The 11,939-nt window shown below is 57.6% G+C and carries 14 protein-coding genes; 2 read left to right on the top strand and 12 right to left on the bottom strand.

The window, feature by feature from the left end; translation table 11 throughout:
* Positions 1–133: 133 nt before the first annotated feature.
* From groL to ROZ00_11175, 8 genes are all read right to left on the bottom strand, one after another.
* A complete protein-coding gene (gene groL, locus ROZ00_11140) occupies positions 134–1,783 on the bottom strand; it encodes a chaperonin GroEL (GenBank protein MDT3736772.1) in 1,650 nt (549 codons plus the stop codon).
* 24 nt (positions 1,784–1,807) lie between these two features.
* Positions 1,808–2,101: a co-chaperone GroES gene (gene groES / locus ROZ00_11145; GenBank protein MDT3736773.1), complete on the bottom strand. Its 294-nt coding sequence runs from the start codon at positions 2,099–2,101 to the stop codon at positions 1,808–1,810.
* A gap of 320 nt (positions 2,102–2,421) precedes the next feature.
* A complete protein-coding gene (locus ROZ00_11150) occupies positions 2,422–2,913 on the bottom strand; it encodes a Mov34/MPN/PAD-1 family protein (protein MDT3736774.1) in 492 nt (163 codons plus the stop codon).
* Complete coding sequence (locus tag ROZ00_11155; GenBank protein ID MDT3736775.1) at positions 2,898–4,589, bottom strand: ThiF family adenylyltransferase; 1,692 nt, start codon at positions 4,587–4,589, stop codon at positions 2,898–2,900. Before ROZ00_11155 ends, ROZ00_11150 begins: the two co-directional genes overlap by 16 nt.
* Positions 4,582–5,736, bottom strand: a complete 1,155-nt coding sequence (locus tag ROZ00_11160; GenBank protein ID MDT3736776.1) for a CBASS cGAMP synthase — start codon at positions 5,734–5,736, stop codon at positions 4,582–4,584. The genes ROZ00_11155 and ROZ00_11160 overlap by 8 nt, the downstream gene beginning before the upstream one ends.
* A gap of 9 nt (positions 5,737–5,745) precedes the next feature.
* Positions 5,746–6,774, bottom strand: coding sequence for a CBASS cGAMP-activated phospholipase (locus ROZ00_11165; GenBank protein ID MDT3736777.1), 1,029 nt, complete (start codon positions 6,772–6,774; stop codon positions 5,746–5,748).
* Positions 6,775–6,805: 31 nt separating this feature from the next.
* Positions 6,806–7,123: a hypothetical protein gene (locus ROZ00_11170; protein ID MDT3736778.1), complete on the bottom strand. Its 318-nt coding sequence runs from the start codon at positions 7,121–7,123 to the stop codon at positions 6,806–6,808.
* Positions 7,124–7,131: 8 nt separating this feature from the next.
* Positions 7,132–7,308: a hypothetical protein gene (locus ROZ00_11175; protein ID MDT3736779.1), complete on the bottom strand. Its 177-nt coding sequence runs from the start codon at positions 7,306–7,308 to the stop codon at positions 7,132–7,134.
* 115 nt (positions 7,309–7,423) lie between these two features.
* Between ROZ00_11175 and ROZ00_11180 the strand changes: the two genes are divergently transcribed.
* Together ROZ00_11180 and ROZ00_11185 are read left to right on the top strand one after the other, a co-directional pair.
* Complete coding sequence (locus ROZ00_11180; GenBank protein MDT3736780.1) at positions 7,424–7,828, top strand: helix-turn-helix transcriptional regulator; 405 nt, start codon at positions 7,424–7,426, stop codon at positions 7,826–7,828.
* Positions 7,788–8,357, top strand: a complete 570-nt coding sequence (locus ROZ00_11185; protein ID MDT3736781.1) for an ImmA/IrrE family metallo-endopeptidase — start codon at positions 7,788–7,790, stop codon at positions 8,355–8,357. The genes ROZ00_11180 and ROZ00_11185 overlap by 41 nt, the downstream gene beginning before the upstream one ends.
* Positions 8,358–8,830: 473 nt before the next feature.
* On the opposite strand, the gene ROZ00_11190 is transcribed toward ROZ00_11185, so the two are convergent.
* The 4 genes from ROZ00_11190 to ROZ00_11205 form a co-directional block, all read right to left on the bottom strand.
* A protein-coding gene (locus tag ROZ00_11190) for an IS3 family transposase (GenBank protein MDT3736782.1) occupies positions 8,831–9,951 on the bottom strand; the annotation gives its coding sequence in 2 pieces (ribosomal slippage) (positions 8,831–9,693 and positions 9,693–9,951; 1,122 coding nt in all).
* Between the two features lie 326 nt (positions 9,952–10,277).
* The gene (locus tag ROZ00_11195) at positions 10,278–10,958 is read right to left on the bottom strand and encodes a hypothetical protein (protein ID MDT3736783.1); all 681 of its coding nucleotides are present in this window, start codon (positions 10,956–10,958) and stop codon (positions 10,278–10,280) included.
* Positions 10,959–11,060: 102 nt separating this feature from the next.
* Positions 11,061–11,486 (bottom strand): hypothetical protein, encoded by a 426-nt coding sequence (locus ROZ00_11200; GenBank protein MDT3736784.1) that lies wholly within the window; start codon positions 11,484–11,486, stop codon positions 11,061–11,063.
* Between the two features lie 101 nt (positions 11,487–11,587).
* The gene (locus ROZ00_11205) at positions 11,588–11,929 is read right to left on the bottom strand and encodes a P-II family nitrogen regulator (protein MDT3736785.1); all 342 of its coding nucleotides are present in this window, start codon (positions 11,927–11,929) and stop codon (positions 11,588–11,590) included.
* Positions 11,930–11,939: the final 10 nt, after the last annotated feature.

Genomic DNA, 11,939 nt, shown 5'->3' on the forward strand with positions numbered 1-11,939 from the left:
TCCATTCTCGAAAAAGCTTGTCATTCATCAAGGAAAAACCCCGCCGAAGCGGGGTCTGTCCTGGTAGGAAGGGGGCCGGGGGAAACCTGCGTTTCCCCCGTTCCACAAAAAGCCATGTAATCGGCTTCGCCGATTACATGCCCATGTCCATGCCACCCATGCCGCCCATGCCGCCCATGCCGCCGGGCATGCCGCCAGCCGGCTTGTCTTCCACCAGCTCGGCCACCATGCAGTCTGTGGTCAGCATCAGGCTGGCCACGGAGGCGGCGTTCTGCAGCGCGGTGCGGGTGACCTTGGTCGGATCCAGCACACCCATCGCCACCATGTCGCCGTACTCGCCGGTGGCGGCGTTGTAGCCGAAGTTACCCTTGCCCTCGGTGACCTTGTTCACCACCACACTCGGCTCGTCGCCGGCATTGGCGACGATCTCGCGCATCGGCTGCTCCAGGGCGCGCAGCACGATCTTGATGCCGGCTTCCTGGTCGTGGTTGTCGCCCTTCACCTTGACGCTGCCGCGGGCGCGCATCAGCGCCACGCCGCCGCCGGGGACGATGCCCTCTTCCACCGCGGCACGGGTGGCGTGCAGGGCGTCCTCGACGCGGGCCTTCTTCTCCTTCATCTCGACCTCGGTGGCGGCACCGACCTTGATCAGCGCCACGCCCCCGGCCAGCTTGGCCACGCGCTCCTGCAGCTTCTCCTTGTCGTAGTCGCTGGTGGCTTCCTCGATCTGCGCGCGGATCTGCTTGACGCGGGCCTCGATGGCCTTGGCCTCGCCGGCGCCGTCGATGATCGTGGTGTTCTCCTTGCCGATCTCGATGCGCTTGGCCTGGCCGAGATCCTTCAGCGTGGCCTTCTCGAGCGACAGGCCGACTTCCTCGGCGATGACCTGGCCGCCGGTGAGGATGGCGATGTCTTCCAGCATGGCCTTGCGGCGGTCGCCGAATCCCGGCGCCTTGACGGCGCAGGTCTTGAGGATGCCGCGGATGTTGTTCACCACCAGGGTGGCGAGCGCCTCGCCCTCGACGTCCTCGGCGATGATCAGCAGCGGACGGCCGGCCTTGGCCACCTGCTCCAGCACCGGCAGCAGGTCGCGGATGTTGGAGATCTTTTTGTCATAGAGCAGGACGAATGGATTGTCGAGGATGGCAATCTGCTTGTCCGGGTTGTTGATGAAGTAGGGGCTCAGGTAGCCGCGGTCGAACTGCATGCCCTCGACGACTTCCAGTTCGTTCTGCAGCGACTTGCCGTCCTCGACGGTGATGACGCCTTCCTTGCCGACCTTGTCCATGGCATCGGCGATGATCTTGCCGATGTCCGAATCCGCGTTGGCGGAAATGGCGCCGACCTGGGCGATCTCGGTGGAGGTGGTGCAGGGCTTCGACAGCTTCTTCAGTTCGTCGACCACGGCGACGACGGCCTTGTCGATGCCGCGCTTCAGGTCCATCGGGTTCATGCCGGCGGCAACGAACTTCATGCCCTCGCGCACGATCGACTGGGCCAGCACGGTGGCGGTGGTGGTGCCGTCGCCGGCCACGTCGGAAGTCTTCGAGGCGACCTCCTTCACCATCTGCGCGCCCATGTTCTGGAACTTGTCCTTGAGCTCGATTTCCTTGGCGACGGAGACGCCGTCCTTGGTCACCGTCGGGGCGCCGAAGGAGCGCTCCAGCACGACGTTGCGGCCCTTCGGGCCAAGCGTGACCTTGACCGCGTCGGCCAGGATATTGACGCCTTCCACCATGCGGTGGCGGGCGGAATCACCAAATTTGACCTCTTTAGCAGGCATTGCGTTTCTCCTCTATGTGTTCCGTTACTTGCCTTCAACGACACCCATGATGTCTTCTTCGCGCATGACGAGCAGTTCCTCGCCCTGCACCTTGACGGTCTGGCCGGCGTATTTGCCGAACAGCACCTTGTCGCCGACCTTGACGTCGAGAGCGATGTGCTTGCCGTTGTCGTCGCGCTTGCCGGGACCGACGGCCATGACCTCGCCCTGATCGGGCTTCTCGGCGGCGGTGTCGGGAATGACGATGCCGGAGGCCGTCTTGCGTTCCTCTTCGAGGCGCTTGACGATCACACGGTCATGCAAAGGACGAATTTTCATAGAGTTATCTCCTCTCTACAGATCGAATTTGACGAAAGTGAGCGAGTGCCCACATTAAGATATTCCTGAAACTTGCATTAGCACTCATTGCTAACGAGTGCTAATAATAGGGGTGTTTGTCGAGACATTCAAGGGGTGCGCCGGATGTCGGCCGTCAAAAATAAATCCCGTCCCGTCAAAAATAAATCCCGTCTACTTCCTTTCACAGCAAATCAAAGCGGAAAACAGGAATCCGGCCCCAGTAAGCCGCACATTGTTGTCAGCAGCACAATGGCGTCTTTAACAGGCGTTTCCGGGCTACAGGTTTTTGGGCATGTGCCTCACACTCTTCTTAGGCGCTCCCATTTCTGTGGAAGTGGCCACAGCATGGTTCGGACTGGGCCTCGCCCAACAAACCAATTACAGGTTCCGACAATCAGGAAAATTGTGGCTCGTTTCTCGGTACGCATCACCCTGCGCCATTCAGTTGCATCGATGAGGGACGGAGTAGGCAGCGGCTCGGGGTGGGTATGCCACTCGCCGACGTATCCAACGGTGTGCTGACTGTCCATCCAGTGCTGGTCGGCCAGTTCAAAGTGACCCAAATCGCGCCGATGGAATGATGTCCTCGTACGGATATCGCTCTGGAGTGGGGATGTGATCCTGACGATCTCAATGTGCGGGCCACGACGCAGCCCAAGGAGCAGACCACCGGCCTCTAGATCCTGCAGCCCGGTTTGTTGGAACTGGTTGAGCTGATCGACGATAACGGAAGGGATCAGTACGCGGCTGGGATCATCCTCGCTATGTGAGTAGATTATGTCCTGCGACATGCGGGACATTCCTTCAACCGATCTGGAGATGAGTCAGCGATGTCGTGAGTTTCGCCATGCGCGCGCGCACGACACCTAAATCGCGGCTTTACATCGCCAGTTAGCCAGTCACCTATCATTTCCGAGGCCAGGGCGGCGGCTTTCATAGACGAACTCACTGCGTATGGCGTGACGGCGGCACAGCCGACGAATATTAATTTTGCCTTGCTACGGAGAAATTGAAACCGCGGTGTCCAATTTCCATGACTATCGTGGTGAGACAGGCATTCCAGACAGGCATGCTTTCTGTCAGCGTCAACCCAAATAACTTGTACTCCATCTCCTGCCCCGGCAATCCAGCAGTACAGAACAGGGGGGCTGGATTCGGCTGGGAGTGCCTGATGCTGGCGATTGATGGCTCTCCCAAGTGCTTCATCGCCAGTCGCATCGATAACCAGGTCCGACTGGAATACCCCTCGGTACCTGAGAACATCTTCATGGATCGGTTTGATATCCAGCCAGGGAAATTCTGTGCCGAGTCGCTTCGCCAAGGCATCCGCCTTGAAACTGAGGACACTATCCATGCCCAGTCGGTGGCGACTGAGGTTTTCGGGGAGAAGAGTATCCGAGTCAATGATGGTAAGCCGTCCGCCGGCATAGCCAGCTCCCATGCGAACCAGATTGTCAGCCAAGTACCCACCAATGGCTCCCGCGCCGATCAAGAGAATCTTCTTCCCCCCCAACGACTGCTGGCCATTCCGTGAGTAAATGAATTCAGGGCTGGCATCGGACACACTGTAGCGACGGATATTAATGGGGGGAAGATATGGATGACTCAAGCGATGGGGGAACTCCTTTGCCTTGTCTTTAAATGCCTTCAGCGCATTCGCATCGAGCAGGATTCTGAATCCGATGGTGGCGTTATCAGCCCGAATAATAATGCGGGGCGAACCTTCCTGAAAGAACTCCTTCTGCGAGATCAGGCTAATGATCTCCCGATGCACAGCGTTATCCCAACTGCGAAGCCAATTCAGTAGCGATTTGGTATTTCCAGGAATTTCCCCCGCGCCGCCAATCGATAGCGGCCTTCTCGCTTTAAGCAGATAAACCTTTCCTCCTGCTTCCGGTTCTACCCCCATAGAACGGGCGATAGCTCTTGCGCGTTCGACATCCTGATAAATCCAACCGTGTGAGGGCGTATCGCCCTCGGGGAGAAAGACTTCAGCGCTCTTCTTTGTAAAGTCGAGCCCGCACGAGATTAGCGGAAATCCGTTCCAGTACGCTTCGAATTCGCGCTGTATCTCGGTATCCGCCCACGCCCCACCGGCCTTGATCTGTGCCATAACGTCTTCGGCCTCATGCAGGCAGGCTGCCACGGCATTCTGCGGAGCGTACGCATTGAGGATTCCGACGCCTTGGGTCCGATAGCAGATCTGCCCGTGAAGCCCGATATGCGGATTCGTCGGGTTCTTTAGCAGCTCGGAGTCTTGGCGTAGAAAGAACTTGGGGGGAGTGACGAAGTCCCAGTCGGTGATGACTATTTGGACGGGCTCGACTTGCTTGCCTTGGCCCAGGGTACCCTCGAAGGCGAGTGCTCGATGATTGTCTATCCAAGTAGGTACGGCGCAGGCCCTGAACCCAACAGCGCCTAGGTACTCCGAAACCTGCGCACGAGCGTGGATGATGTGGTTAGCCAGCGCGAGACTCCTCGTGCCGCTTCTGCGGAACGATGGCTGGAGCGTAAGTACGGATGCTAGCCGGCGTGCTGTCTACTCCGACCAATTCGGGCGCTGTGGGAATGCGTTGATCAATTGTTGATTGCAGTTTGCGGAATGCCTCGTGAAGCTGATGCATCCGCGAGTTGTTGATGACGTCCTGCAAAACGAGTGCCGCAGTATCGGCCCATTGCTTTGCTGCAAAACGCTCTGCTTCCTTGATCCGGTTGAAATCCTCGTCAGAAATTTCGGGGCAATAGACTGGGCCGAGAAGCACCGGACCAATCTTTTCGAGGACATGTAGCAAAGCAAGATCATCCCGCTCCTCGAAGCCTCGCCAATTTTGACAGGCACAAATCATGAGCAGGACCGAGGAAGGTCCGCCAGTGGTCCAGTGGAAGTCTCGCATCCCCTTGAGATACCGGCAGATCCGCCGCAGTTGGCTACCGTGACGTTGCACATTGGTAGTGAACCAGTCGGACACTCTGCGCGGATCGGATGGTTTCCAGGTTCCATCTCGCATGGCCAGAGCAATTTTCTCGAAGTCATGCCATTGCTGCTCATCGATTTCGCTTTCGGCAAAAACGATGTCAGCGGTGAGCGCCGCTTTGGCGACATGCGTTCTTGCTTCCACGAGCCGTTTGAACGCGGCGTCCGGAGCGACATAGAGCGGGACATCGATGTGGGCATGGATCCCCTTGATCTGAATTCGAACACAGGTATCTTTATCCTCGATTAACGTCCATCCTTCTTTCTGAATGAGGGGTAAGAGGGCATGCTCCATGATCTTGAAATAGGCCGGAGCGGCGGTCTGGGGTGGCAGGCCGCTGTCTTCCCAGGCACTGACGGGAAGGTAGACCCCGTAGTCTAGATCCATCTCCTGATCGTCGTGGCACGGAGCATTGCAAGTGCCATAGGCCCAGGAGCCCTGAACGTAGAACTTGGGCGTCGCCCTGCCTTCCTTACCGAAGGCTTTCTCGGTCAGCTGCGGGATCACCTCGAGAAGATGGCGTCGCACCTTATCTTTTGCTTCGAAGAGCCGCTTCTTATCGGGCTCAGTCGGCGTGATGGACTGCCTATAGCAGCGCGGTTCCGTGCGTTTCTCGAAGATATGGTGGAAATTCGGCATGACAACTCCTCAGCCTCGGTTGAAAAATTGTGCTGGGGAGGCGGTATAACTCATCCAGCGCTCATAGATCGGCCCAGTCAATTCCTTCTTGGCCGCTTCCCTGGCTTGACCTTCCAGGACTTCATTAGCCGCATCTGTCACTGCGTCAAGACTGACGACGGCAGTCTGGTCAGGCTCAAGTGGAACATCGATGCGGAGTACCCTGCTGTTGAGAATGTGCCTGAGCATATCCTCGGACAGCTGTTCCTGGGCGGCTAGAGTTACCTCAAAGACCCTCTGTCGCCAACCCTTCCAGAAACGCCACCCACCGCCAGTAAGTAGGCCGATATTCAAGGGGGTGCGCGGGTCCATCGTGACGGATTTATTCATTGTCCCGATCGAGATGACATGGACTCGATCAGGCGGAGTGCCAAGCTTGTGTACAGCTTCATGGAACGCAACCAACGCTGGCGAATTGGCAACCAACCCCCCGTCGGCATAGCGGTTCTGATTAAACCGATGTACCGGGAAGAAGGTCGGAGCAGCGGCGGAGGCCATTACTGCGTCTTTGAGGAGCACAGCGCCGTCGTGGCGGTATTCCTCGCAATGCTGGGTCTTGAAAAACTGTGCCGAGCCCTTTGACAAATTGACGGCAGGGATCATCAAGCGGTGCTCCAAGGCGTTGAAAATGGTATTGCCCAGAAGATCGTTGTGGGACAGGACCGAATTCAAGCCTTTGGTGCCATAGCGGGCGGAGAAGAAACCTAAATTGAATATCTTCAGCAGTGGCCACTGCTTCCACCCGCCGTGGAAGATGGTCTTGCCATGCTCACGGAACAGCTTGGGAAGTCGGTCAGCAGGGACTTCCTTGGCCAATGCTGCAGCCAACATGCCTCCAACCGAAGTTCCTGTGATCAAGTCGAATTTTTTTGCCAGTGGAACGCCGCAGCGCTTTTCCATCTCCTGCAACACCGTCGCAGTAAACAATCCGCGGTACCCGCCGCCAGAGAGGGCAAGAATCCAGAAGTCCTTTTCAGCGGAGGGGGTCTCGTTTTGCATAGGGCAAACAGTTTGTAGTGGGCCTGAAAAGTCAATTAGCGAAGAATCGCTCAAGATTACGGCCTTCACGGGCAATCACGGCACCGACGATGGCGATGGCGATGACAAAGACCAGACCAACAAATGTCTCGGGCACCCACCATGTCGGAAAGCCCGGAAGAAGGTCGGCGAGTGCCGATTGCGATCGGGCTTGACGGCTCAAACGATTTATCGCGTTGATGGCGCCCGTATACACATTCGTGCAGGCGCCGAGCACGACTAGGGCCGATGCAACTGTGTAAAGTATTTCACCTACGGCCACCAGCCTTTTGGGGTGTAAGAGAAAGAATTCGACGAAACGATCCAACATGGCCCCTCCTACTTTTTCTCGCGACGCACGCCCTTAAAGGGTGTGGGATCCGACGTCTTGACGTCTAAGAAACGACCAGTCTGTGTGTCGCGCTTAACCCATTTGCCGGAAGACGTTTGGGTCTGGCTGCGGCGCTTCACCGCGCCTGCGCGGTGGCCATCGCCAATCGGGGGATTCTTCGCCATCACATTCTCCTAGCCAAGGCTCGAAAATGACCTATAATTGCTAAATAGCAATGATAGCCTAGTCATTTCTTTATGGGTTGTCAATTGCTATTTAGCAATTTTCAGGAGGAACGCGATGGCAGCAATCCGCGGCCACTTCGACAGCGACAGCTATTACCGTGCACTAGACAACATCAGAGGAAATAAGAGCCTGACATGGAAGCAAGTAAGTCAGGCAACTAAAGTCAGCGCTTCTACGCTTACACGCCTTGCCCAAGGCAAGAATCCCGACGCAGACAGTCTTGCCATGCTAGCAGCGTGGTCAGGCTTAAACCCGGCAGACTTCGTCATGGACAAGGATGTGCGCCCCGTTCAACCTGGCGGCCTAAATCAAATCCTCACTTACCTGCGGGCAGATCCAAATCTATCGAAGGAGTCTGTCACCGCTTTAGATCATATAATCACAGCGGCATACAAACAATTCGAAATGATTTCGACGAGTGGCCACAAAGTTAAGAAGAGGGTTCAAGAAGGAAGCTGAGGAGTGGGCGCTAGAGCTCAGAGACGAACTCGGTCTCTTACATCACGCTCCAATCGACGTCTTTGCGCTGGCCGAATGGCTCGCCATTCCGGCTGTGCCGTTATCAGCGCTCGCCGATTATGTTCCCGATACTCATCTTGTACACTTTCGGCACATTGAGCCGGAAGTTTTTTCAGGGGTCACGATCCACCATGGGACATGTCGCCTAATTCTCTATAATGACGCCCATGCAGACGTCCGCTTAAACAGCACTATCGCTCACGAACTCGCCCACGCACTTCTGGGCCACTTCCCCTCGCCCCTTGCTGACGACGACGGAAAGCGCAATCGAAATGCTGAAGTTGAGGCCGAAGCTAACTGGTTAGCTGGCGCTATCCTTGTTCCACAACCCGCCGCCATGAAGATTCTCTTCAACAACCATTCTATTTCAGATGCCGCAGCATATTACGCAGTCAGTGAGTCGATGATCCGCTATCGGCTCCGCGTCAGTGGAGCGCAGACTATCTTTGGCCGATGCAAATCTAGATAGTTAGAACCGGTAACTCCCAATGTTCGGTTGGCAGCAAACAGAGGAAATACCAGATGTTGCTGGACTGAAGACGGCGCTCAAATTGTTCCTAACATCGTAGATAGCAAAGTGAAGCCCCAGCAAGTGCCGTTTGCGCTCAAGTAAAGACCGCACACGCATACAGCTCCTAGTGCAGCTCTAAATAAGCAAACATTCTCGAACTGTTGGCAAACACGTAGCACCCGACTTCGATAGCTAGGCCAGGATGCTTTTTCCAGAAGAGCTTTCCTTCTTTGGTTTCCAATGATCCTTCCTGCTGGCATTTTCTCCACTGGAGCTTGGAAGGGGCCCCTTACAGAAAATGACGCCATGTTTCCTCCCTTGAGCGGTTCATGATTAAATTTTCTACTGGCCGGTGGCCCTGATCTTTTCGCCTCATGACCTGCCCCCGTCTTTAGTGCCAGGTCGTGGTTAGTAAAATCCGAAACATAAATCTATCCGATTTCCAGTTCTGTTGCGCTGTCGGGCAAGCTTGCCCGACAGCGCGCCGCGAACTCCGCCGGCGTGAGATACCCCAGTGCGCTATGCGGCCGGCACTCGTTGTAGTCGCGCCGCCAGGCCGCCACCCGCACCCGCGCTTCGGCCAAGCTCGTGAACCAATGCTCGTTCAGGCACTCATCGCGGAACTTGCCGTTGAACGACTCGATGTAGGCGTTCTGCGTCGGCTTGCCCGGCTGGATGAGCTTCAACTCGACACCGTTCCGATAAGCCCACTGGTCGAGCGCCTTGCTGGTGAACTCCGGCCCCTGGTCGGTGCGGATCGCCGCCGGCAAGCCGCGGAAGCGCGCCGCCTGATCCAGCACGCGCGTCACATACTGCCCGCTGATGCTGTGGTCGAGCACGATATCCACGGATTCCTTGGTGCAGTCATCCACGATGTTCAGGCACTTCAGGCGCCGCCCCGAGGACAGCGCATCCATCACGAAATCCATCGACCAGACCTGGTTCGGCGCCTCGGGCAAGGTCAGCGGCTGGCGCTCCATCGCCACCCCCTTGCGCCGCTTGCGCTTGGGCACCGCCAGCCCCGCGCCCTGGTACAGGCGAAACACCCGCTTGTGGTTCGCCTGATGGCCTTCCCGCCGCAACAGCACATGCAGACGCCTGTAGCCGAAGCGGCGCCGCTCGGCGGCCAGTTCGACCATCCGCCCGGCCAGCGCCTGGTTGGCCGGGTCGGTCTTGGCTTCGTAGTTCAACACCGTGCGCGATACCCCCACAAGCCGGCAGGCGCGACGCTGGGAGATGGACGTCTTCTCCTGCATCACGGCAACCGCCTGGCGCTTGGCCTGCGGGGTCAGCGCTTTCCCTTGACAACAACCTTGAGCGCCTCGATGTCGAGCATCGATTCGGCCAGCAGCTTCTTCAGCTTGGCGTTCTCCGCCTCCAGCTCGCGCAGCCGCTTGGCATCCGCCACGTCCATGCCGCCGAACTTGCGCCGCCAGGTGTAGAAGGCCGCATCGCTAAAGCCATGCTTCCTGCACAGATCCTTGATCGCCACCCCGGCTTCCGCCTGCTTGAGGTACCCGATGATCTGCTCTTCCGTGAACCGCTTCTTCATGCCCGCTTCTCCCTTCAAAAGCGGACTTTACTAACTTCAGGCTGGTACTGAAAATGGGGAGCAGGTCACTCACCGCCCCGTACTCCCCCCAATCGCCCGAATCGTAATCAGCAGCTGCACATACCCATCCTTCGACACGCTTCCCGGTAGTTCAATGGAGCGAAGCGCCTTCCATTCCTCGGGCGATTGGGGGAAGCAAGCTATAAACCGGCCGCTAACCCGGCCAGAGATGTCATTGCTACCGTTTCGGTTATTTCTCATTGCGGAACCCGCCGCTTATAGCGCGGTGTCAAATCCCAAGTCATACCGGTTACCGGACCGCCTTATCACTTTGGTTGGATAGACTGCATTGCGATCGGCCGATAGATCATGTCCTTGACGCTTATCGACGGCAGTTTTCTCGCCAGCAGCGGAAGGTCTCGTGCCGCCTTGTTCTCCACGACGATTTTGTACGCATCCCGCTCAGTTATATGCAGATCCAGGTTGCCTAGGTAAATCGCCCTGCCCGCTTCGATGGTAAAACGGTACGCTAGCGCCTGATTCGGACGGAACTCGTTCCCGCCGTATTGGTTGGGCACCACCAGCTTCCAGTCGTACAGTTCATAATTGCCTGCAGGCAGCCGAAGAACCGCGACGCGGCCTACGGCACGCCCAGACTCGATGACATCGAGCGGTTCGTTTGAGGCCGGTTCCTTGACGATCAATCTCGCGCTTGTCATTGCGGAATCCTGGGCATTCTTGTTCTGCACCGATCTCGCATGCTGGCGGGGTGAATCGAAATAGGGGCGCCTTATTGCCTGCTCCATCTTATCGCCGGCTGACTCGCGCGCGCGATAGACAAAACTGGAAACCGCCGCAATATCCCTGCCCGACAACGTCAGCGAAACGATAGCCAAGCCTTCGGTGTCCGTTGCGCCGAGCCGGTATCCCGGCGGCAGGTCCGACAGAGTGCTGCAGCCGGAAAGGGCCATCAATACTGGCGCACACAATTTCAGAACTCGCTTCATGGCAGACTCCTACTCAAGACCATTCATGTTGCCCAGCACCCCTATGGCACCAGACCGTTCTTCGCCGCAAACGGCGTCTAGCAGCATGCAACATTCAGCCCGTCATTGCCGACCAGCGGGTTGCAGCTGAATCTCTCCGCCGCCGCTCCGCTTGCATCGCAAGCGCCAATCACCCCCATGCCGCAGATGGTCGCATTCCAGGCGCGCTCCGTCGGCGGCCACCAGCACGGTGGAGCCGACAAGGAACTCCATTTCCTGCTTTATCCACTTATGCTTGTGATCCTTGCTCCAGCCGAAGCGGCGCGCCTGTTCTCCAGTGGCATCCTCGTGAGTTTCTCCAGCGCTCCCCGCGTACGTCTTGCCGTCCAGCATTACGGTGAGTCGAGCGGCGCCGGAATGGAGGGGCGGACTCTCGACCGTGGCCGTCGCTGAATTACCGGCCATCTGCTGAAGCAACAGAGTTTGCGAGCACCCGGCGAGCGAGAACAGAACGAAGCTCATGACCCAACGATTGATTATGAGTTTCATGGATTAGCTCCTTCAGCAACGCAACGGATTCCAATTGCAACCGGCCGACTTCCTCCTCGGTATGTAGTCTTGCCCGGGGCGCGCACGGCTCATCGCGCACCTCAATGAATCTCAACCGCACGCTGAATCTCGCTGACGAAGATCCAGCCTGCGTCAGGCTGTCCGGTATGCGCCGCTCTGGCGATGGTGTCGACCAGCGTGTCGGCCGCCTCGTCCGGGCATGCCAGCTCCAGCCGATATTCGGCGACGACCGCTTCGGCCAGTTCCATCGAGTAATGCTGCTGCGCCGGCTCGGCGCCCGCGAGTGGGCGCTGCACCTGGGAGACGGTAATGTTGTGACAGCCGGCGCCGGCGATGCCCGGGTCGCACAAACCGGACTCCCGCAGCGCCTGAAGCACGTCGGCGATGCGGTGCTGGCGGATGAATGCCTTGATCTCTTTCACGCTGGTTCTC

Source organism: Denitratisoma sp., from assembly GCA_032027165.1.
In the GTDB taxonomy this organism is placed as follows: Bacteria; Pseudomonadota; Gammaproteobacteria; order Burkholderiales; family Rhodocyclaceae; genus Desulfobacillus.